Source organism: Cytobacillus oceanisediminis 2691 (genome assembly GCF_000294775.2).
Taxonomy (GTDB): Bacteria; Bacillota; Bacilli; order Bacillales; family Cytobacillaceae; genus Cytobacillus; species Cytobacillus pseudoceanisediminis.
Genome location: NZ_CP015506.1, coordinates 4,669,102 through 4,691,366, shown reverse-complemented (window position 1 = coordinate 4,691,366; position 22,265 = coordinate 4,669,102). Strand labels below are relative to the sequence as shown.

Below are 22,265 nucleotides of genomic sequence, written 5' to 3'. Positions count from 1 at the left end.
AACCTCTCCTTTTCATTTTTCTTTAGCCCTATTATGAAGCTTGAAAAAACAAAGTGCAAATTTTCAATAAATCAGGTAAGCTAAAAAATGATTAGTTTTTTCATAGGAGGATGAGAAAATGAAATGTCGTTTTCTAGCACCGCTTCTTTTTCTGATGCTGATCCTGGCAGCATGCGGGACAAGCACTGAAAAAGAAGAGGACAAGGCAAATGGTTCTGCTGCTGAAGAAAGCCAAACAGATAACCAGGCAAGTGAAGAAGCACCGGACAGCTTTCCGCAATTAACAGAAGAAGTTGAGGGAAATGAAAGACTGGTGGAAATGCCGACGTCAAAAGGGAATATTAAAATTAAACTTTTCCCGGATCAGGCTCCCAAAGCGGTTGAAAACTTCATTAAGCATAGTGAAGATGGCTATTACGATGGGGTGACTTTCCACCGTGTCATTCAGGAATTTATGATCCAGGGAGGCGACCCTGAGGGAACCGGCAGGGGCGGAGAAAGCATTTACGGTGAAGCGTTTGAAGATGAATTCTCCAACGAGCTCTTTCACATTCGCGGTGCGCTATCAATGGCAAATGCAGGTCCGAATACAAACGGTAGCCAATTCTTTATTGTTCAGAACACGAGACTTGATCCAAGCTTGAAAGGGCAAATGGAAAAGGCCGGTTATCCGGAAGATATTATTAAAGCTTATGAAAATGGTGGTACACCAACGCTTGACCATAAGCACACCGTTTTTGGACAGGTTGTTGAGGGAATGGATGTAGTCGACAGTATCGCAGAAGTTGAAACTGCCGAAGAGGACAAGCCAGCGGAAGATGTGGTCATTGAAAAGATAGAGGTTTTAAAATAAGTGTATAAACATTGGACTGTGTAATCATTGCTGATATAATAATTCGGGTGGACACTGCTTTTAGCAGAAAGGATTGATTAGGATGTTGCAATGGTATGTACTGTCGCTGTTTCTATATTTTCCGGAAGATAAATCAGAATATGGCCCTGCAGCTGTAACGTTTGCCATCTTTTTAGTTGCGGCCATTCTTACAATGAGATTAATTATCCGTGTGTCAAAGCGCGAAGCAGCCAAGGCGAAAGAGCTTGAAGAGCGCATCGATAGGCAAAATAGACAAGGGGGGAACAGCTGAGCAGCTGTTCTTCTTTTTTTGTTAAGAAATTATAACTTTGATAACTGTCTAGCGCAAGCAGCCTACCCCCTCGAGGTCACAACCTTGTCTAGTTTCGGCTCCTAGGGACTCGGGGTCATAAGCCGTTTCCTTTCAGAAGGAAGAACGCCTTCTTACAGGAACCGTCTTATGCCTGAGGCCCGCAGGACAGGGAAGGCTTCGTCAGCATAAACATCGCATGACCGAAAGCGACAGCTTTTGGGAGGATGCGGGTCATGCAGACGTTGCCACAGGACGAGGCGATCTTAGTCTGCGTTCCTTAGGTGAGCAAGGAGCTTGCGCTTTTCTTGTTTATTGATAAAGTGATTGGGCAACACTAAAGACAAAATGTCTTGATGGAGGATTCAATCATGAAAAAAGCGCTGATGCTTGGTTTTGTTCTTCTTCTGTCCGGTTGCGGGGAAGAGAACATTACGAATACGGAAGTTGAAATGTTTAACGCTGCAGGTGATTCATTAGGGACAATTAAGGTGCAGGAACAGGCGAGCGGAGTAAAGTTGAGCGGGGGTCTGAGCGGACTTCCTCCGGGGGAACTTGCCATCCATATCCATGAAGAAGCAAAATGCGAGCCTCCTGACTTTAAATCGGCAGGGAATCATTTCAATCCTGACAATAAGGAACATGGGCTGCTTCATCCCAAAGGATCACATGCGGGTGATCTTCCCAACCTGATTGTTGAGGATGACGGCAAGGCTAAGATTGACTTTATGGCGCCCCAAGTCACGTTAAAAGAAGACAAAAATTCTTTGTTGACAAAGGAAGGGACTTCCATTGTTATCCATGATGGACCAGATGATGGCATGACTCAGCCGGCAGGAGATTCAGGAGAACGCATTGCCTGCGGCCGTATTTCAAAAGATAAAGAAGAAGAAGGACAGAAAAAAGCACAGGACGATCAATCAACAGAAGAATAAATAATTGAAGGCTTTCCTGGCAGGGGAGACTTTATCACTGGGAATTTTTCCGAACGATCCGTATAATGGAGTTAAACCTTATAATGGAGGTTGGTTAAATGGGAATTTTCGATGGTTTTATCGGCAATGCATCTGAAGCGGACATTAATGAGGTTCAGGAGGAATTTTCAGCAGTCCTTGCCCCGAGTGAACAGGTTGAAAAAGCCTATAGGCTCGTCCGCGATTTATTCATTTTTACAAACAAGCGTCTGATTCTGGTGGATAAGCAAGGAATCACAGGGAAAAAAATCGAGTATCATTCCATCCCTTACAAAAACATCACCCATTTTAGCATTGAAACCGCAGGCAGCTTCGATCTGGAGGCCGAATTAAAAATTTGGATCTCAGGATCAGACGAACCAATTGAAAAGCATTTTAATAAAAACTTGAACATATACGAAGTGCAGAGTGTGCTTGCTGAATATGTACTATAAATCCCCTTGCTAGTATAACCAAGGGGATTTTGCTTGTAGTTCAGGTGGAATTTTCATAAAATTAAATTATCTTGATAAAGGATGTGAGTGATGATAAACAGACTCCGTTTCGAACCAAAGGAGCTGGAAATGCTCCGCTTTCTGTCCCGCCGCCTGGAACTGCCTTTGAAAAATGAAAATCAGTATCTGCATTTAGAGAAGGGCTATGCAGGCGAGCAGCATTTTGATAGGGAGCTTCAGGACTTGCCAGACTCTTGCATTATTCTAAATGATCTATTGCTGGAAAACAGCAATACCCATTTCCAAATCGATACTCTCCTTATCGCCGGCGGCACTATATTCATCTTTGAAGTAAAAAACTATGAAGGGGACTATTACATAGAAAATGAAAGATGGTATTCCCTGCTATCCAAAACAGAAATAAAAAATCCCCTCCTCCAGCTGCAAAGAAGCGAAACCCTTTTACGGGGCCTCCTTAAAGAATTCGGCTACCATCTTCCCATCAAATCACATCTGATATTCATTAATCCCGGCTTTCAGCTTTATCAAGCTCCTATCAATATTCCTGCAGTATTTCCTTCGCAGCTTAATCGATTCCTGGAGAAATTAAAAACTATTCCTAATGCGGCGAAATCGAGAAACCTGAAGCTGGCTGAACAGTTAAATGCCCGCTGCTTGAAGGAGAATCCCTATGTTCGGATTCCAGAATACACTTATGACCTTTTGAGGAAAGGGATTATATGCAGTTCGTGTACTTCGTTTTTAGCCCGCTTTACTCAAGGTTACTTAACCTGCGGGGAATGTGGATCGAAAGAAAAGGTGGATACTGCAGTACTGAGAAGTGTAAAGGAATTTGCGGTTTTGTTTCCGGATAGGAAAATTACTACAAATACAATAGTAGATTGGTGCGGTGGTATTGGTTCCGGGAAAGTGGTGCAGAGGATACTAGTGAGAAATTATGAAAAAAAGGGGAGGGGGAAGGCTTCTTATTACCAAGCATGCCAAAGGGAGGAAAAAGTGAATGGAGGTCAGATGGATTAACACCGAAAATAAGAGAGGCAAGAGGAAAATGGTAGTTAATCGGAAGAGTTAACACCGAAAACAAGAAGGGGAGGGAAAAATGGTAGTTAATCGGAGGATTAACGCCGAAAATAGGGGAGGGGAGAGAAAAATGGTAGTTAATCAGAGGGATTAACGCCGAAAATAAGGGTGTAAAAGAAAAATGGTAGTTAATCAGAGGGATTAACACCGAAAATAGGGGAGGGGAGAGAAAAATGGTAGTTAATCAGAGGGATTAACGCCGAGAATAAGAGGTGCAAAGAAAAACGGTAGTTAATCGGATGGATTAACGCCAAAAATAAGGGTGTAAAAGAAAAATGGTAGTTAATCGGAGGGATTAACGCCAAAAATAAGGGGTCCACAGAAAAACGGTAGTTAATCAGAGGGATTAACGCCGAAAATAAGAGGTACAAAGAAAAACGGTAGTTAATCGGATGGATTAACGCCAAAAATAAGGGGTGCAAAGAAAAATGGTAGTTAATCAGAGAGATTAACACCGAAAAAAGGAGAGGAGAGAGGAAAATGGTAATTAATCAGATGTATTAAGGACGAAAAAAAGAGAAACAAGAGAGTATGGACAACCGGGATATCCCAGCACACAAAAAAGCACGGCCTCAGCCGTGCCTCCACAAACGCTATCACCCAAAAGCTCTTTTCAGCCTCTCCAGCCCTTCCGCCAATACTTCATGAGGGCAGGCAATATTCATTCGAACAAATCCTTCGCCGCCCGGGCCGTATTTCGGACCTGGTTCCAGGGCTAGCTTCCCTTTTTCCAAAAGGTTTTGGCGCAGTTCGGCATCAGTTAATCCCATTCCGCGGCAATCAAGCCATAGAAGATATGTGCCGTCTGGCTCCATCAAGCGAATACCCGGAAGGTGTTGTGTAATAAATTCCGCAGCAGTCCTTTTATTTTCTTCCAGATAATCCATCAAACCATCAAGCCATTCTTCACCATGGCGGTAAGCTGCTTCCATGCCAATAATTCCAAAAGCGGACAGTGTGAAGAATCCTTGCTTGTGCTGTTCTGCCTGAAAAGCCTTCCGCAGCTTCTCATTGCTTATAATGGCAGCTGAAGCTTGAATTCCTGCAAGGTTCCAGGTTTTTGTGGGAGCTATGCAGGTGACCGTGAGTTCTGCAAATCGCGGATCCAGTGAAGCAAGGGGATAATGCTTATGGCCTTTATAAATTAAATCAGAATGAATCTCGTCAGAAAGAATAAGGCAATCATATTTAACACATAGCTCCCCTATTTTCCTCAGTTCCTCTTCTGTCCACATTCGGCCTCCCGGGTTGTGCGGATTGCAGAGAAGGAATAGTTTCACGCCCTCTTTCAATTTGTTTTCAAAATCGGCAAAATCAATTACGTACCGGCCATTCTTGAGTTTCAATTGAGAATTAACGACAGTGCGCCCATTCTGTTTAATCATCTCAAAGAATGGAGTATATACTGGAGACTGCAGCAATACTTTATCCTCTTTTTCAGTAAAAGCCTGGATGGCAGTTGCGATGGAGGGAACCACTCCCGTGCTGTATAGAATCCACTCATTTTCGATTTTCCAGCCATGCCGTTTGTTCAGCCACTGTCCGATAGATTCTGCAGTAGAATCCGGTGCATACGTATATCCATAGACCCCATGAGCAATTCTGTCTCCAATGGCTTGCTTTACTTCTTCGGGAGGCTGAAAGTCCATGTCTGCTACCCACAGGGGCAATACATCGGATCTGCCAAAAACCTCCTTGGTCCGATCCCATTTAACAGAAGCTGTATTTTCCCTGCTGATTTTTTGATGGAAATTAAAACGATTCAATCCTGTCACCGCCTTAAGAATTCTTTTATGTACCTTGACTCTATGATATGATATTGATGCTAAAAATTAAAATATTGCGGCTCGGTCGGCCGAATAATAAAAAGGTGATATACATGGAAATTCAGCAAACGAATCTCTTGCTTGTCTACACCCTGGATCAGTGGGATCCATTTGGAGTGGGGCCGGGCAATTATGATACTGAAATTGCGGATTCAGTCCAGGCAGTCCATGACTTAAATGATTTAATGAAATTGGCCAGGAAGATTCAATCCATTTATGAATTCTCGTTTGAGGAAATTATTCCTTTGGAAAAATGCAAAGAAATCTCAGGGCGTCTTCTGGAAATAAAGAATAATGGCTCCTGTGCTATTTAAGATAAAAACGGCAGCTCTCAGACCTTGGGGCTGCCATTTTTATTTACAATACTATACACTTTCCTGTACCCGAACGGTATTCATAAAACTCTTGATATGCTGAAGAACATCTTCCGGCCGTTCTTCCGGCACAAGATGCCCGGTTTCTTTTAATACCACCAGCTTGGAATGTTTTAAATCTTTATTCAGCCGTTTGCCGATATGAAGCGGGACGACTCTGTCATGTTCTCCCCAAATTAATAGACAAGGCGTTTCTATTTTCTTCAATGCAGAGGCAGGCATATCGCCTTCCCTATCGCGAATCATCCTGGTTAAAGCCCGGAAAATATCGTCTTCTAAAAATGGCGACAAATATCCGTAAAGCATTTCATCATCAATCATGGAATGATCGTAGACAACATTTTTTAAATTCTGCTTTACCCCTGAGCGCTGTAGATATAATTTAACATACAGATGAAAGAAAGGTATGTAACTTGAAAAGATGATATGCGGCTTCATTCGTTTCATATATCCGGAACTGCAAAGCAATACTGCCTGGTCTACGAGTTCAGGCTTGGAGTGTGCGACATTTAAAACAATCTGTCCCCCCATGGAATGGCCAATTAAAGTAACTTTTTCAAAGCCCATCTTTTCTGATAAGCGGATAACCGTATCCGCCAAGTTTTTGTATGAGTAGACGAACTGCTGGGATTTTCCGCTTTTGCCGAAGGGCGGCAAATCAATTGATACCACATTGAATTCCGTTTGCAGCAGAGGAATCAGCCTGCGATAGCTAAAGGTGGATGACAGAAAACCATGCAGCAGCACCAGGGTATCCCTGGAGGACTCATGTTTGTAGTATTCATAATAGACCTCTGTTCCATTAATAGGCTCTGTTCCAGAAAAAGTCGCTTGTTCCATTGGCCTTCCCCTCCTAGTCCCGGTTTTACTTTATTTTCCCCTTAAACTTAATCTTGACACATATGATTTTAAAGAAATTAATAAATAATGAAAGTGACACATTTATTTTCCGCAGTTTTTGCTATAATGTAACTATTTTATAGAGTAAATCACTAAAGGATGGGAGCGACAAAGGTGAAATTAACTGAAAAGCAAATAGAGGTTTTAGAAATTTTAGAAAACAACAGTGCGCGAATCCCTGTGGAAGACATTGCGAAAATGGCTGAATTAAGTATGGCTGAAACAGAAACTATTTTAGATAAACTCGAGGAAATGAAAGTGCTTGTGCGTTTTAGTTCCGTTATTGACTGGTCAAAAGTCGACGGTCATGAAGGGGTTACCGCAATGATTGATGTGAAGGTCGCTCCAAAGCGCGGGGTGGGATTTGATGAAGTTGCACAAAGAATTTACCGTTTCAAAGAAGTAAGGTCTGTCTATTTAATGTCCGGTGCCTATGATCTTTCTGTCATCATCGAAGGCCGTTCCATGAATGAGGTCGCCCGATTTGTATCAGAAAAGCTATCGACTCTCGATTCTGTCTTATCGACAACCACACATTTTATTCTAAAAAAATATAAGCATGACGGCACTATTTTTGAACATAATGAAGACGACAAACGAATTGTGGTGTCACCGTAATGAATGGAACTAAGTCTTATTTATCAAAAACGGTGGAAGAGCTGAAGCCTTCCGGGATCCGCCGCTTTTTTGACCTTGCTGCAGGAATGGAAGGAGTCATCTCCCTTGGGGTGGGGGAACCTGATTTCATCACACCATGGTCTGTGCGTGAGGCAGCCATCCTATCGCTTGAGCAGGGATATACATCTTATACGGCTAATGCCGGGTTAATGGAGCTTCGGGAGGAAATTGCAGGATATATGCAGAAAAGCTTCGGAGTATGTTATTCTCCCCGGAGTGAAATAATCGTGACAGTGGGAGCGAGCCAGGCGCTTGATATAGCTCTTAGGGCCATCCTCGATCCGGGCGATGAAGTAATTGTAGTCGAGCCAAGCTTTGTATCATATGTGCCATTAGTGTCTCTTGCGGGCGGTGTGCCTGTTCAGGTTCAAACTTTAAAAGAGAATGGGTTTAAGATTCTGCCTGAGCAGCTGGAAAAAGTAATAACTGACAGAACTAAAGCCATTATACTTTGTTCACCCAATAATCCGACTGGAACAATGTTAAGTGGGAGTGAACTGGAGGCCATCGCCCAAATAGCTGAAAAATACGATTTGCTGGTTCTTTCAGATGAGATTTATGCTGAGCTTGCTTATGATGGCGAGTATACAAGTTTTGCCGCAATCAGCGGGATGAAAAAAAGAACCATCCTGATCTCGGGATTTTCAAAGGGGTTTGCCATGACAGGCTGGAGATTGGGGTTTGTCTGCGCTCCTGAAGCGATATCCCAGGCGATGCTGAAAATTCACCAGTATGCGATGATGTGTGCGCCAACGATGGCCCAGTTTGCCGCTCTGGAAGCCTTGAAAACAGGCAGATCAGATGTTGAGGATATGAAAAAGAGCTATAAGCGCAGGCGGAATTATTTCGTTCAATCCCTAAATGAACTGGGATTAACATGCCATGTGCCGGGCGGAGCCTTTTATGCTTTCCCATCTATTGAAAGTACGGGACTTTCTTCTGAAGAATTTGCAGAAAAGCTGCTGCTGGAGGAAAAGGTAGCGGTGGTGCCAGGCAATATTTTTGGCGAAAGCGGGGAAGGCCATGTGCGCTGCTCTTATGCCACTTCCATGGAGTTGCTGCAGGAAGCAATTAAGAGAATTGGCCATTTCTTAAAGCGAAACCAAAAGGCATAAAAAAAGGACAATCCGCAACAGATTGTCAACTTCAAAAAGGGGGGAATACTAGAAAGCCTTACACTACAAGGCTAACCAGTATTCTCTTTTTATATACTCTCTTTTATAAAACTTTTTGATCATATTTGATCTCAAATAGCATTTGCATGACACGGAGGAAATCTTCCTCGCTGAATTCCTTTGCTTTGCGCAAGATGAGCTTAGCTTTTTTGGTGCCAATTTCACGCACAAGCTGTTCAATTTCATAATCGATTCCTGACTGGCCCTTCTGAAGTTCCTGTTCAAGCAGCTCAGAAGCTGGAATATCGAGGGCGGTTGAGATTTTTAAAACAGTCTGGGTATCAGGAATCTGGTCTCCATTTTCATATTTTGCAATCGTCCCCGTTCCAACTCTCACTTTCAAAGCAAGCTGCTGCTGGGTTATATTTGCGCGTTCTCGGCAGGCTTTAATGTTATGGCCGATTTTTGACATACCCATCACTCCCACTGTCAATTTCTTCTATCTATATTTTATCATGAGAAACGTGAGATCCTTTCTTTACTTCATGAACATTTCGTTAACAAACCAAAAAGATGTCTACATATTGTTTGCGGATTGTTTTATTATAATGAATGGCTGTCAGAATTGTTTATGGGATAAAATGTAAGTGAGTGTCATCAAAATCATTTTTGATATTTTTAAGAAGTTATGATATAATTTCTTATTGCGTATAAAGAGATAAAATTTGAATTTAAATAGGAGTGTTTTCATGTCTGAGAAAATCGAAGTAGGCAGTGTTATTACAGGAAAGGTAACAGGTATTCAGCCATATGGTGCGTTCGTGGCATTAGATGAGAATACACAGGGGTTAGTGCACATTTCCGAAGTGACTCATGGTTTCGTTAAAGATATCAATGAGCATCTTAAAGTGGGCGATGAAGTAAAGGTGAAAGTGCTGTCTGTTGACGAAGAAGCAGGTAAAATTGGTTTATCAATCCGTGCAACAGAAGAAGCTCCCCAAGCAGAAGCGAAAGCTAGAAAGCCTCGCAAGCGCCAGGCAGCTCCAATCAAAATGGAAGACGAATCTGCACAGGGATTCAACACACTTAAGGATAAGCTTCAAGAGTGGATTGACCAGTCCCAGCGCGAAGATCTTATTAAGAAGTAATAAAATGGATAAACCGGGTTTCCTGCCCGGTTTTTTATTTTCATTGGGATGCAAAAAATATTTGCTTTCTCGTGCAAAATGAGCGAGCGCTCGACAAATTCTTTTGCATGCTTAGCTACATAAAAAAGATGAAATTTATATTTTTTAAGATAAATAGTCTGAAAAATGTTGGAATTTAATATCTTGGCATTAATCTTGCAATAGTTAAACCAACTGCAACTTTAAAAGGAGGAACATACATGCAAGAAACAGGAAAGAAAATTCCCTTCTGGTTTTCAGTGCTGCCGCTGCTGGTGATGATTGCTGCCATGATTATTACAATTGTTAAGTTTGAGGGAAGCCCTCATGTGCCTTTAATTACCGGAACAATTGTATCCGCTTTCATCGCCTGGCGTTTTGGCTATAAGTGGAACGATATTGAGGAAGGCTTCTATAAAGGCATTAAGTTAGCGCTCCCGGCTATTCTGATTATTATAATGGTCGGTTTGACAATTGGCTCCTGGATTGGCGGGGGAATTGTAGCGACCATGGTCTTTTACGGATTAAAACTGATGACCCCATCCATGTTTTTAGTCTCAATTTGTATTATCTGTGCCATTGTCACTCTGGCAATCGGAAGCTCATGGTCTACAATGGGAACAATTGGCGTCGCCGGTATGGGCATTGGAATCAGTATGGGCATCCCGGCTCCAATGGTGGCGGGAGCTATCATCTCAGGCGCCTATTTCGGAGATAAAATGTCACCGCTGTCCGACACGACTAATTTGGCTGCGGGAATCACAGGCACGGATCTTTTTGCGCATATAAAGCATATGTTTTACACAACCCTTCCGGCGCTGGCCATTGCCATTATTGCTTATTGGTTTTTGGGAAGGCAATTTGGCGGGGATGATTTGAATAATGATAAAATTACTGGTGTCATGAATGTTTTATCAGAGAACTTTGTCATCTCTCCTTGGCTTTTACTGGTACCTGTAATTGTTATAGGGTTAGTGGCAAAAAAGGTGCCTGCACTGCCTTCGCTTGCGGTGGGGGTTTTCCTTGGCTGGCTTTGCCATATTTTAGTCCAGGGCGGTGCTGTGGGGGATGCGGTCAATACTCTTCAGGGCGGATTTTCGATTGAATCAGGCAACACAATGGTGGACGAGCTTTTCAATAGAGGCGGCATTGACGATATGATGTACACCGTGTCCCTAACGATTGTGGCGATGGCTTTCGGGGGAGTTATGGAGCAGACCGGCATGTTAAAAGCCATAGTTGAACAGATACTGAAATTGGCCCGTTCAGCAAGAAGTTTAGTAGCAACTACCGTACTATCTGCGTTCTTTACAAATGTGGCGGCTGCAGAGCAGTATATTTCCATTCTGCTGCCGGGAAGAATGTACACACAGGCATTTAAGGATAAAAATCTGCAATCCAAAAATCTTTCACGGGCACTTGAAGATGGCGGTACGGTCACTTCTGTTTTTGTTCCATGGAATACTTGTGCAGTGTTTATCATGTCAACACTGGCTGTTCATCCCTTTGAATATGCACCTTACGCGATTTTAAATTTCACTGTGCCGATCCTGGCTATTATCTTTGCCATGCTTGGCTACAAAATAACTTTCATGAGTGATCAGGAACGAAAAGAAATGGAAGAAAAAGATCAAATAGCATCATAGGGCTCCGATCCTTCGGAGTCTTTTGTTTTTTGAAAAAGCGATGATAGGGTAAAGTAAATGGGAGCAATTCCTGTCGTGATTTATGAATAGGTACTTTGAGTTAGTCAAAGAATACATTTTGTTAAAAGGAGAGATAGTTATGGCAGAACAGACACTTTACGAAAAAGCAGGCGGCGGAGAAGCCATTGAAAAAGTAGTTGATTATTTTTACGAGGAACTGGTATTAAAGGATCCGACCGTCAATCAGTTTTTTGAGCATACGGATATGATTAAGCAAAAACGTCATCAATCCAAGTTCATAAGCTATGCATTAGGCGGCCCTAATCAATATTCAGGCAATTCCATGGCAAAAGCGCATGAGGGTTTGAACCTGCAGCCCGAACACTTTAACGCGATTGCCAGGCATCTGCATGATGCGCTTGCCCATTTTGGGGTGAATGAGAGGGATATCGATGAAGCTTTGACTCGCGTTGCAGCTCTTAGGGACGATATTCTATACAAATAAGCTCCCCAAGGGGAGCTTTTCGTTTTTGTTACGCGGAAATTAGGATACACCAGCGGAAAATATCTTTTATCCGCCAAAGAATATAATCAAGATAATCAAGTTTTATCGCGTAAAATTCATTATATCTGCGAACAAATTATTCTTCTAACCTCAAGCGGCTTCAATCAGCTGTTTCTTTCCTTACTCCGTATTTTCTTAGCCGGTATTGCAGGTTTTGCCGGCTCATGCCAAGAGATTTTGCGGACTGGGTTATATTATTGCCATGGTGTTTAAGGACCTTCTTTAGATAGTAGGTCTCAGCTTCCTGTATATATTGTTCAAGTGGTTTAATAGGCTTGTTTTTCTGTATAAGCAAATCCTCCAAATGACCGGTTTCGTTCGGCTCCTCCTTGAATTGAGGCTTATTCCGGAAGTGAAGAGGCAAATGCACATAGCTGATCGCTTCTTCCTGGTCAATCAGATTCATGGCCCCTTCGATAATATGCTCCAGTTCCCGTACATTGCCCGGCCAATCGTATTGCTCGAATTTGCTCATTACTTCTTCATCGATTTCCGCTACATTCATCCCAAAGAGCTGATTGTATTTTTCTATGAAAAATTGTGCAAGATCCCTGATATCCTTTCTTCTCTCGCGCAGAGGCGGAACAAAGAGGGAAACAACACTTAGCCTGTAATATAAATCTTTTCTCATACGGTCTTCTGAGATAGCATCAATCGGGTCTTCGTTAATGGTTGCTATAATTCTTACATCTACTGTCCGGTCTTTCGTATCACCGACCCTTCTGACCGTTTTTTCCTGCAAAACTCTCAAAAGCTTTGCCTGCAGGGATGGATTAAGTGAATTGATTTCATCGAGCAGCAAAGTCCCGCCATTTGCCTGTTCAAACAATCCTGGCCTTTCAATGGAGCCTGTAAATGCCCCTTTCTTTGTACCAAATAAAAGACCCTCTATCAGACTGTCCGGAAGAGCAGCGCAATTTTGGGAGATAAATGGTTTTGAAGAGCGGCTGCTGCCATTATGGATGCTTTGGGCAAAAAGCTCTTTCCCTGTGCCGGTCTCCCCGATAATCAGGACAGAAGAACTTGTCCGGGTTGCTCTTTTGCTCGCTTCAATCACTTCTTGGATCTCGTCGCTGCTGCCAATAATACTATCGAAAGTATAGCGGGTGTCTCCGCGTTTATTCATATTTTCTCTGATCAGCTTTTCAAGCTTGGTGACATCACGTGCGATTTCCATAGCACCAATCTGTTCACCATCTTCCATAATTGGGAAAGTATTATTGATCGTGGTGATTTCCTGTCCCTTATTGTTAAAATAGGTTTGTTTGGCATTTTTAATTTTGCTGCCATTTTTGAGCGCCTGAAGCAAGGTGCTGTCTTCGTCCTGATTGAAAGAAAATACATCCAGCAGATTTTTATCCAGTACATCTTCATAATCCATACCCTCTATTTGGGCCATTTTTTTATTGTAGAATGTTGTTCTTCCTTCCTCATTCACTACATGGACACCAACATCAATTTCATCTAATATCCGTTGAAATAACTTGCTTTTCAATTGGAGCTGTTCAAATTCCCTGTGATTCATTGTGATCTCCTTCACTCGGCAGTTTATTCAATAGTATATACTAATTCGAATATATGCAATGAAAATTTGCACCAATAACTATTAGTGATTTAAAAAGGGCAAAAATATTTTGCTTTCAGTTTATGAAAATACTCATTTATCAGCTTTTTATATTTGGCACAGTTCTTGCATAATAAAATAGTGGATAAAAAACGAATTTATTAAAGGGGGATGGCATCATGGTACAGCCTTACAAACATGAACCTTTCACAAATTTTAAAACAGAAGAAAACCGTGAAGCATACTTACTGGGATTAAAAACAGTCGAAAGCTATTTAGGACAGGACTATGACTTATTAATAGGCGGAGAAAGAATCTCTACTGATGAAAAAATCGTATCCATCAATCCTTCTAATAAAGAAGAAGTAGTTGGCCGTGTTTCAAAGGCAAACCGCGAGCTTGCGGAAAAAGCAATGCAGGCTGCTGTTGAAGCATTCAAAACATGGAGAAAAGTGAAGCCGGAAACACGCGCAGATGTTTTATTCAAAGCTGCTGCGATTATCCGCCGCCGCAAGCATGAGTTTTCTGCCCTTTTAACAAAGGAAGCAGGGAAGCCTTGGAACGAGGCAGATGCTGATACTGCGGAAGCCATTGACTTCCTTGAGTACTATGCACGCCAAATCTTAAAAATCAAAGACGGTGTTCCAGTCAACAGCCGTCCGAACGAATATAACCGTTATGACTACATTCCATTGGGAGTGGGGATCATCATCTCTCCTTGGAACTTCCCGCTTGCAATCATGGCCGGCACTACTGTTGCCGCGATCGTGGCAGGAAATACAGTCCTATTAAAACCAGCTTCTACAACACCGGTTGTGGCTGCGAAATTTGTTGAAGTGATGGAAGAGGCAGGCCTTCCGAAGGGCGTGCTGAACTTTGTACCGGGCAGCGGTGCAGAAGTGGGCGACTATTTGGTTGACCATAAAGACACTCGCTTCATCTCCTTCACGGGTTCACGCGACGTTGGTCTTCGCATCAACGAACGTGCTTCCAAGCTAAACGAAGGCCAAATCTGGCTAAAGCGTGTTATCGCTGAAATGGGCGGTAAGGACACAATCGTTGTGGACAAAGAAGCAGACCTTGAATTGGCAGCTACTTCAATCGTTGCCTCTGCTTTCGGATTCTCCGGCCAGAAGTGCTCTGCATGTTCACGTGCGGTTGTAGTAGAAGATGTATACGATCAGGTTCTTAACCGTGTGGTGGAACTGACGAACGAATTAACGCAGGGCAATCCTGAAGACCAGAGCAATTACATGGGTCCAGTGATTGACCAGGGCGCATTTGACAAGATCATGAGCTACATCGAAATCGGCAAAGAGGAAGGCAAGCTGATGACTGGCGGAGAAGGAGACAGCTCGAAAGGCTTCTTCATCAAGCCGACAGTATTCGCAGACCTTGCCCCGGATGCACGCTTAATGCAGGAAGAGATCTTTGGACCTGTCGTTGGCTTCACAAAGGCAAAAGATTTCGATCATGCGCTTGAAATCGCCAACAACACCGAGTACGGCTTAACAGGTGCTGTGATCACACAGAACCGTGAGCACATCCAAAAAGCGCGCGAAGACTTCCATGTTGGAAACTTATACTTCAACCGCGGCTGTACAGGCGCGATTGTTGGATACCAGCCATTCGGCGGATTCAACATGTCAGGAACTGACTCCAAGGCGGGCGGCCCTGACTACATTCTTCTGCACATGCAGGCGAAGACTACTTCTGAAATGTACTAAGACTTGTAAAGCATGCACAGGATTTTTCATATCCTGTGCATGCTAAAACCCTAAATAGTTTAAAGAAGAATAGCTTAACGTTACAATATAAAGGACTATTCTGAAAAAGGAGGAATTTTAATTGACTGAAGCGACAAAATCACATTCACTAATCGAACAAACTGAAAAATACGGTGCAAACAACTATCACCCGCTTCCAATCGTTATTTCGAAAGCGGAAGGTGTCTGGGTGGAAGATCCTGAAGGCAATAAATACATGGATATGCTAAGTGCTTATTCAGCAGTAAACCAGGGGCACCGCCATCCAAAAATCATCCAGGCGCTGAAGGATCAGGCTGACCGCGTAACGCTAACTTCCCGTGCTTTCCATAACGATCAGCTGGGGCCTTGGTATGAAATGATCTGTGAACTGACAAATAAAGAAATGGCCCTTCCGATGAACACTGGTGCGGAAGCGGTTGAAACGGCAATCAAAGCTGCACGCCGCTGGGCTTATGATGTAAAAGGCGTGGCAGATAACCAGGCAGAGATCATTGCTTGTATAGGTAACTTCCATGGCCGTACAATGACAGCGGTTTCGCTTTCTTCTGAAGAAGAATATAAGCGGGGCTTCGGACCTATGCTTCCAGGCATTAAGCTGATTCCTTACGGAGATCTTGACGCTCTTAAAGAAGCAATCACTGAGAATACGGCGGCTTTCTTAATTGAGCCAATCCAAGGTGAAGCTGGAATTGTGATTCCTCCGGAAGGCTTCCTGAAAAAAGCATATGAAACTTGTAAGGAAAACAATGTATTATTCATTGCAGATGAAATTCAGGCTGGCCTTGCGCGTTCCGGAAAAATGTTTGCATGCGAATGGGAAGATGTAGATCCTGACATGTTCATTTTAGGGAAAGCGCTTGGTGGAGGAGTATTCCCGATTTCATGCGTAGTTGCGAATAAAGATGTTCTTGGGGTATTTAATCCTGGATCACATGGTTCAACATTTGGAGGAAACCCAATGGCTTGTGCCGTATCTGTTGCTTCCATGAACGTATTGGTTGAAGAAAAGCTGGCAGACCGTTCCCTTAAACTGGGCGACTATTTCATGAGCAAATTAAAAGAAATTAATAATCCGGTTATTAAAGAAGTGCGCGGCCGCGGCTTATTTATCGGTGTTGAGCTGAATGAGCCAGCTCGCAAATATTGTGAAGAGCTTAAAGAACAAGGATTGCTTTGCAAAGAAACGCATGACACGGTTATTCGTTTTGCCCCTCCTTTAGTCATTTCTGAAGAAGAGCTTGATTGGGCAATTGAAAGAATCAATAAAGTATTAAGCTAATACAATTATACGGACAGTTGGCCCTTGTGTCTGAATTTGTGATGCAGGGCCGCCGGTTATGGAGTATTGCTGTAATTTTCCTAAATATTAAAATCAAGAGGTGCCATGATGGGAGCTGCAGGAGTAGCTGGTAAAGAAACTGAACAAAAAATGGAAGAGTCTTTAAATTTATTTACTTCAACTCAAGTTGTGATCAAAGAAGCTTTGAACAAGCTCGGCTATGCAGATGAGATGTATGAGCTGCTGAAAGAGCCGCTGAGGATGCTCACGGTAAGAATCCCGATAAGGATGGATGACAGGTCGACAAAAATTTTCACCGGCTACAGATCACAGCATAATGATGCGGTAGGACCGACAAAGGGCGGTGTCCGTTTTCATCCTGAAGTAAATGAGGATGAAGTAAAAGCTTTATCCATGTGGATGAGTTTAAAGTGCGGAATTGTGGATCTTCCTTATGGAGGGGGGAAAGGCGGCATCATTTGTGATCCCCGTTCCATGTCAATGGGAGAGCTGGAACGCTTAAGCCGAGGATATGTAAGGGCAATCAGCCAGATCGTTGGCCCTACAAAAGATATACCTGCTCCGGATGTTTATACGAATTCACAGATCATGGCCTGGATGATGGATGAATACAGCCGACTCCGTGAGTATGATTCTCCCGGATTTATCACAGGCAAGCCGCTTGTTCTCGGCGGGTCGCAAGGAAGGGAAAAGGCAACTGCACAGGGTGTAGTGATCTGCATTGAGGAAGCTGCGAAAAAGCGCGGCATTTCCATTGAAGGAGCACGTGTGGCTGTTCAGGGGTTTGGAAATGCAGGAAGCTTCCTGGCAAAATTCATGCATGATGCAGGCGCTAAAGTGGTCGCCATTTCAGATGCTTATGGTGCTCTATATGATCCAAATGGCCTGGATATTGATTACCTTCTTGATAGGCGCGATAGCTTTGGAACGGTAACGACCCTTTTCGATAACACTTTGACAAACGAAGAATTGCTTGAACTGGATTGCGATATCCTGGTTCCTGCGGCTGTGTCCAATCAGATTACCGCTGCAAACGCCCATAATATTAAAGCTTCCATCATAGTAGAGGCAGCAAATGGCCCAACCACTCTTGAAGCGACAAAAATTCTTTCAGATCGGGGAATCCTGCTTGTTCCTGATGTGTTAGCCAGTTCAGGCGGTGTGACGGTATCCTATTTCGAATGGGTACAGAACAATCAGGGGTACTATTGGACTGAAGAGGAAGTTACAGAAAAGCTGAAAAAAGTGCTTGTTCAAGCTTTCGATAATGTTTATCAGACTTCACAGCAAAGAAAAGTAAATATGCGTCTTGCTGCCTACATGGTCGGCGCGAGAAAAATGTCTGAAGCATCCCGCTTCAGAGGCTGGGTGTAATTCGGTAATCGATATATAAAACAAAAAAATCCTTGCACACAATGTGCAAGGATTTTTTGCATGCATTAACGGGTTGGCCTTGCTTCAGGTTCTCTTTCCAGCTCTTCATTTGGTTTGAAGAGAAGCCCCAGATTGATTAAGCCCGCAATGCCCACAAGACCGTATATTATTCTTGAAAGGGCTGAATCCTGACCGCCAAAGATAGCTGCCACAAGATCAAATTGGAAGAATCCGATTAAACCCCAGTTAATAGCGCCAATAATTGTTAGAACCAGTGCAATACGCTGTATGCCACTCATGATGTTTCCTCCTTGTAGTATAGGTTCACTATTATGTTGCTGCACGGAAATAAAAAATATTCATCGTAATAATCGTTAAGAGCCATAATGAAAAAGATGATCTGAGAACCGGCATATATAATGTCCGCCTTTCGAATCGTACTTTTTGCATTAGCTGAAAATTTGAAAGATAATGATGTGGAAAAGGAGATGGTGATATGCAAAATTTTACCTTTTATAATCCGACTAAATTAATTTTTGGGAAAGATCAGCTCTCCCAATTGCAGACTGAAATTCCGCAGTATGGCAAGAAGGTTCTTATTGTGTATGGCGGGGGAAGCATTAAGCGCAATGGTTTATATGATAAAGTGAAGGAACAGCTTCATGAAATTGGGGCTGAAGTATTTGAACTATCAGGCGTTGAGCCTAATCCAAGAATTTCCACTGTCCGCAAAGGCGTTGAAATCTGCAAAACTGAAGGCATTGATTTCCTGCTGGCAGTTGGAGGCGGGAGTGTAATTGACTGCACAAAAGCTATCGCAGCTGGTGCCAAATATGATGGCGATGCCTGGGATTTAGTCATCAAGAAAGCATTTGCTGCAAAAGCTCTGCCGTTTGGAACCGTTCTTACACTAGCGGCAACCGGTTCTGAAATGAATGCAGGATCTGTAATTACAAACTGGGAAACAAACGAAAAATATGGCTGGGGCAGTCCTGTGACTTTCCCTAAATTTTCAATCCTTGACCCTGTTAATACGTTCACGGTGCCAAGGAATCAGACGGTATATGGAATTGTGGACATGATGTCCCATGTACTGGAGCATTACTTCCATCTTGAAGAAAATACCGATTTTCAGGATCGCATGTGTGAATCCCTGCTGATTACCATTATGGAAGCAGCTCCTAAGCTCCTTGAAGACCTTGAAAGCTACGAGCATCGTGCTTCCATCTTATATTCCGGCACAATGGCATTGAACGGTATTCTGAATATGGGCTACCGGGGAGACTGGGCTACACATAACATCGAGCATGCTGTATCTGCCGTTTATGATATTCCTCATGGCGGGGGTCTGGCCATTCTGTTCCCGAACTGGATGAAGCATAATCTGAACGTGAAGCCTGAGCGATTCAAGCAGCTGGCTATCCGTGTATTTAACGTGGATCCGGCAGGAAAAACAGATGAGGAGACTGCGCTTGAAGGCATTGAAAAGCTTCGTGAATTCTGGAACAGCATTGGTGCACCTTCACGCCTGGCTGATTATGATATTGATGACAGCAAGATCGAATTGATGGCAGACAAAGCGACTGTCAACGGAGAATTCGGCAATTTCTCGAAATTAAATCATGATGACGTGGTTTCAATCTACCGCGCTTCTTTATAAATATCAGGCTGGACTCTGCCAAAGCAGAGTCCTTTTACAATTTTCGCCGAAAAATGACAATCACCTTTTGCGCGTAAAAAATATGTCAAAATTGGACACGCTTACATTAGAGGATGATTCTTGATTAACTTTAAGGCTTTCGTTAAAGTGGTATAAGGATGACAGCCAGAATTACTGAAGGCTGTTTAAATTTGAGAAAAATTGGAGGACATTCATGACACACGTTCGTTTTGATTACGCAAAAGCACTTCCTTTTTTTGGCGAACATGAAATTACATATCTGCAGGATGCCGTGAAGGTAGCCCATCACTCCCTTCATGAACAAACTGGAGCTGGCAGTGACTTTTTAGGCTGGATCGATTTGCCTGCAAACTACGACAAAGAAGAGTTTTCCCGCATTCAAAAAGCTGCTGAGAAAATTAAAAGCGATTCCGATGTTCTTATCGTCATTGGAATTGGAGGTTCCTATCTTGGAGCGCGTGCGGCTATTGAAATGCTTCAGCACAGTTTCTATAATGCACTTCCAAAAGAAAAGCGCGGCACTCCGCAGGTATTATTTGCCGGCAACAATATTAGTTCCGCTTATATGAAGGATTTAATGGACCTTCTTGACGGCAAAGATTGGTCCATCAATGTTATCTCAAAATCAGGCACAACAACTGAGCCTGCATTGGCTTTCCGTATTTTCCGCAAAATGCTGGAAGAGAAATATGGTGTGGAAGAAGCGCGTAAACGAATCTATGCTACAACCGATAAAGCAAGAGGCGCTCTAAAGACTCTTGCGACAGAAGAAGGCTATGAGTCATTTATTATTCCGGATGACGTAGGAGGCCGCTATTCAGTCCTTACAGCAGTTGGTCTTTTGCCGATTGCTGTCAGCGGTGCAAACATTGAAGATATGATGAGCGGTGCTGCACAGGCACGCGAAGACTTCAGCAAATCTGAGCTTCAGGAGAATGCAGCATACCAGTACGCAGCGGTCCGCAATGTTCTTTATAACAAAGGCAAAACGATTGAAATGCTGATCAACTACGAACCAGGACTTCAATATTTTGCAGAGTGGTGGAAGCAGCTGTTTGGTGAAAGTGAAGGAAAAGATCAGAAAGGAATTTTCCCTTCTTCAGCAAATTTCTCCACTGACCTTCATTCATTAGGCCAGTATGTGCAGGAAGGCCGCCGGGACCTTTTCGAAACGGTTATCAAGGTGGAAGAATCACGCCATGAGCTTACCATTGAAGAAGCAGAGAATGATCTTGATGGCCTGAACTATCTTGCGGGTGAGACTGTCGACTTTGTAAATAACAAAGCCTTTGAGGGGACAATGCTTGCACACACAGACGGCGGAGTGCCAAACCTGATCGTATCCATACCAAAAATGGATGCCTACACATTTGGCTACCTGGTTTACTTCTTTGAAAAAGCCTGTGCAATGAGCGGCTACCTGCTGGGAGTGAATCCGTTCGACCAGCCTGGAGTAGAAGCATATAAAGTGAACATGTTCGCTCTGTTAGGAAAACCAGGATTTGAAGAGAAAAAAGCTGAACTTGAAAAGAGATTAAAGTAATAGTGAAAAGCGTCTGCCTGCGGGTGGGCGTTTTTTTATTGAAGAAAGTAAATTCTGCCTTTTTTTAGTGCCTGAACTGGGCATTACAGACAGAAGTCGAGATGCGGTATCTTCAGAAGCTAAATGAAGGAAGGCTCTGGCTTGCTTGTTTGATATAGCAGGACTAATCAGAAGAAAATAAAGCGGGCAGATGAGCTTTCTTATTCTTACACCCGCACTGGGGGCACAGCCAATCTCCATGGATCCGCCGCATGGGGAAAATAAGACAGCTTGGACATTGAACACCACTAATAATTTCTTGAGAAGAGATATTGTAATGGTCCAAGACATTTAAAAATCCAGGTACATGGTTTATAACCAGTGCTCTCGGAATCTTTTTAATCTGTCGAGATGTAATAACTTCTATAGGATAACTTTGTTTGAAGAACTTAATTTTTTCAATAAGGTGTTCGATGTGAATAACGCGAAATGGAACATGTGAGCTATCTGTAGAAGTTTTCAGGATAGTAGAGGGGCTGCTTATGCCAATTAGATATTCTATTGGTATATCGGCTGCTAAGTTTTGGATTAACCAGGTTTTTAATTGTGTTTTCTGGCGCTTGGCTTGTATAAGAGGATTAGGGAAGCCTTCTTCTTTTTCATTCCGAGTTCTTATGAACTGATTAAAGGTCTCATCGAAAAGGAGGGTTCCAAGGATATTTTTCACTTCAATAATTAAAGCGAAGTATGGGGAAAGAATGAGGGTGTCGATTTGAAAATAAGTGCTTCCATTAAAAAGCCTTAAATCATGCAGGATAGTAAATTCCTTATCAGGCAGGTGACTTAAATAATAATCCAGCGACTGTTCCCCTCGATAACTGACTCTTCTTTTAGCTAAATCACCTTCTATAGTTGATCTCTGTGGATGAGCAGCTGGGATTCGCCTGATTAGGGCCTCGTTCTGTCGGATTCTGATAGGTATTAAACGATTTTTTATTATCAAATAGGTTTCACTCCTTTCTAAGTAATGATAATTCCGCTTTTAAGAATGGAATTCCTTCTTTCCAAAAACGAAAATAGCACTTAACCGCAAAAACCTTAATAATTTCCGCG

22 protein-coding genes are annotated in these 22,265 nt (G+C 42.9%); 16 read left to right on the top strand and 6 right to left on the bottom strand.

All coding sequences use genetic code 11. The features are described 5' to 3' along the window. Nucleotides 1-118 precede the first annotated feature (118 nt). The 5 genes from A361_RS23505 (at nt 119) to A361_RS23485 (ending at nt 3,612) form a co-directional block, all read left to right on the top strand. Nucleotides 119-853, top strand: a complete 735-nt coding sequence (locus tag A361_RS23505) for a peptidylprolyl isomerase (RefSeq protein WP_019380056.1) — start codon at nt 119-121, stop codon at nt 851-853. Between the two features lie 82 nt (nt 854-935). Then, nucleotides 936-1,145: a hypothetical protein gene (locus A361_RS23500; protein ID WP_009331645.1), complete on the top strand. Its 210-nt coding sequence runs from the start codon at nt 936-938 to the stop codon at nt 1,143-1,145. A gap of 389 nt (nt 1,146-1,534) precedes the next feature. Beyond that, complete coding sequence (locus tag A361_RS23495; protein ID WP_009331644.1) at nt 1,535-2,098, top strand: superoxide dismutase family protein; 564 nt, start codon at nt 1,535-1,537, stop codon at nt 2,096-2,098. Nucleotides 2,099-2,196: 98 nt separating this feature from the next. Continuing rightward, the gene (locus tag A361_RS23490) at nt 2,197-2,571 is read left to right on the top strand and encodes a PH domain-containing protein (RefSeq protein ID WP_009331643.1); all 375 of its coding nucleotides are present in this window, start codon (nt 2,197-2,199) and stop codon (nt 2,569-2,571) included. 90 nt (nt 2,572-2,661) lie between these two features. Continuing rightward, nucleotides 2,662-3,612 (top strand): nuclease-related domain-containing protein, encoded by a 951-nt coding sequence (locus tag A361_RS23485; RefSeq protein WP_019380057.1) that lies wholly within the window; start codon nt 2,662-2,664, stop codon nt 3,610-3,612. 656 nt (nt 3,613-4,268) lie between these two features. On the opposite strand, the gene A361_RS23480 is transcribed toward A361_RS23485, so the two are convergent. Beyond that, complete coding sequence (locus A361_RS23480) at nt 4,269-5,438, bottom strand: MalY/PatB family protein (protein WP_019380058.1); 1,170 nt, start codon at nt 5,436-5,438, stop codon at nt 4,269-4,271. Nucleotides 5,439-5,551: 113 nt separating this feature from the next. Here A361_RS23480 and A361_RS23475 point away from each other — a divergent pair, with 113 nt between their 5' ends. Then, the gene (locus tag A361_RS23475; protein ID WP_009331640.1) at nt 5,552-5,812 is read left to right on the top strand and encodes a DUF1871 family protein; all 261 of its coding nucleotides are present in this window, start codon (nt 5,552-5,554) and stop codon (nt 5,810-5,812) included. A gap of 51 nt (nt 5,813-5,863) precedes the next feature. Here the strand turns inward: A361_RS23475 and A361_RS23470 are convergent, their stop codons facing one another. Beyond that, nucleotides 5,864-6,712 carry an alpha/beta fold hydrolase gene (locus tag A361_RS23470; protein ID WP_009331639.1) on the bottom strand — a complete coding sequence of 283 codons (849 nt, stop codon included), beginning with the start codon at nt 6,710-6,712 and terminating at the stop codon, nt 5,864-5,866. A gap of 174 nt (nt 6,713-6,886) precedes the next feature. On the opposite strand from A361_RS23470, the gene A361_RS23465 reads away from it, so the two are divergent. Together A361_RS23465 and A361_RS23460 are read left to right on the top strand one after the other, a co-directional pair. Beyond that, entirely contained in the window at nt 6,887-7,390 is a 504-nt protein-coding gene (locus A361_RS23465) for an Lrp/AsnC family transcriptional regulator (RefSeq protein ID WP_019380059.1), read from the top strand. Beyond that, on the top strand, nt 7,390-8,565 hold the full coding sequence (locus tag A361_RS23460; protein ID WP_009331637.1) for an aminotransferase: 1,176 nt from the start codon (nt 7,390-7,392) through the stop codon (nt 8,563-8,565). The genes A361_RS23465 and A361_RS23460 overlap by 1 nt, the downstream gene beginning before the upstream one ends. Before the next feature lie 103 nt (nt 8,566-8,668). Here the strand turns inward: A361_RS23460 and A361_RS23455 are convergent, their stop codons facing one another. Next, complete coding sequence (locus A361_RS23455; RefSeq protein ID WP_009331636.1) at nt 8,669-9,037, bottom strand: helix-turn-helix domain-containing protein; 369 nt, start codon at nt 9,035-9,037, stop codon at nt 8,669-8,671. A gap of 277 nt (nt 9,038-9,314) precedes the next feature. Between A361_RS23455 and yugI the strand changes: the two genes are divergently transcribed. The 3 genes from yugI (at nt 9,315) to A361_RS23440 (ending at nt 11,882) form a co-directional block, all read left to right on the top strand. Further along, complete coding sequence (gene yugI / locus A361_RS23450) at nt 9,315-9,713, top strand: S1 domain-containing post-transcriptional regulator GSP13 (protein WP_009331635.1); 399 nt, start codon at nt 9,315-9,317, stop codon at nt 9,711-9,713. A 239-nt stretch (nt 9,714-9,952) separates the two neighbouring features. Beyond that, nucleotides 9,953-11,377: a Na+/H+ antiporter NhaC gene (gene nhaC, locus A361_RS23445; RefSeq protein ID WP_009331634.1), complete on the top strand. Its 1,425-nt coding sequence runs from the start codon at nt 9,953-9,955 to the stop codon at nt 11,375-11,377. A 139-nt stretch (nt 11,378-11,516) separates the two neighbouring features. After that, nucleotides 11,517-11,882 (top strand): group I truncated hemoglobin, encoded by a 366-nt coding sequence (locus tag A361_RS23440; protein WP_019380060.1) that lies wholly within the window; start codon nt 11,517-11,519, stop codon nt 11,880-11,882. 160 nt (nt 11,883-12,042) lie between these two features. Here A361_RS23440 and A361_RS23435 read toward each other — a convergent pair whose 3' ends face one another. After that, entirely contained in the window at nt 12,043-13,467 is a 1,425-nt protein-coding gene (locus A361_RS23435; RefSeq protein WP_009331632.1) for a sigma-54 interaction domain-containing protein, read from the bottom strand. A 218-nt stretch (nt 13,468-13,685) separates the two neighbouring features. On the opposite strand from A361_RS23435, the gene pruA reads away from it, so the two are divergent. The 3 genes from pruA to A361_RS23420 all read left to right on the top strand — a co-directional run bounded on the left by pruA (nt 13,686) and on the right by A361_RS23420 (nt 17,949). Continuing rightward, complete coding sequence (pruA, locus tag A361_RS23430; protein WP_064328225.1) at nt 13,686-15,233, top strand: L-glutamate gamma-semialdehyde dehydrogenase; 1,548 nt, start codon at nt 13,686-13,688, stop codon at nt 15,231-15,233. 121 nt (nt 15,234-15,354) lie between these two features. Then, a complete protein-coding gene (locus A361_RS23425) occupies nt 15,355-16,554 on the top strand; it encodes an ornithine--oxo-acid transaminase (protein WP_009331629.1) in 1,200 nt (399 codons plus the stop codon). A 150-nt stretch (nt 16,555-16,704) separates the two neighbouring features. Then, the gene (locus A361_RS23420; protein ID WP_033196627.1) at nt 16,705-17,949 is read left to right on the top strand and encodes a Glu/Leu/Phe/Val family dehydrogenase; all 1,245 of its coding nucleotides are present in this window, start codon (nt 16,705-16,707) and stop codon (nt 17,947-17,949) included. A 65-nt stretch (nt 17,950-18,014) separates the two neighbouring features. Here A361_RS23420 and A361_RS23415 read toward each other — a convergent pair whose 3' ends face one another. Then, nucleotides 18,015-18,248: a DUF378 domain-containing protein gene (locus tag A361_RS23415; protein WP_009331627.1), complete on the bottom strand. Its 234-nt coding sequence runs from the start codon at nt 18,246-18,248 to the stop codon at nt 18,015-18,017. A gap of 197 nt (nt 18,249-18,445) precedes the next feature. Between A361_RS23415 and A361_RS23405 the strand changes: the two genes are divergently transcribed. Together A361_RS23405 and A361_RS23400 are read left to right on the top strand one after the other, a co-directional pair. Then, on the top strand, nt 18,446-19,609 hold the full coding sequence (locus A361_RS23405) for an iron-containing alcohol dehydrogenase (RefSeq protein ID WP_019383169.1): 1,164 nt from the start codon (nt 18,446-18,448) through the stop codon (nt 19,607-19,609). Nucleotides 19,610-19,823: 214 nt separating this feature from the next. After that, entirely contained in the window at nt 19,824-21,173 is a 1,350-nt protein-coding gene (locus A361_RS23400) for a glucose-6-phosphate isomerase (protein WP_019383170.1), read from the top strand. Nucleotides 21,174-21,336: 163 nt separating this feature from the next. Here A361_RS23400 and A361_RS23395 read toward each other — a convergent pair whose 3' ends face one another. Further along, the gene (locus A361_RS23395; RefSeq protein WP_019383171.1) at nt 21,337-22,155 is read right to left on the bottom strand and encodes a nuclease-related domain-containing protein; all 819 of its coding nucleotides are present in this window, start codon (nt 22,153-22,155) and stop codon (nt 21,337-21,339) included. Between the last annotated feature and the right edge of the window lie 110 nt (nt 22,156-22,265).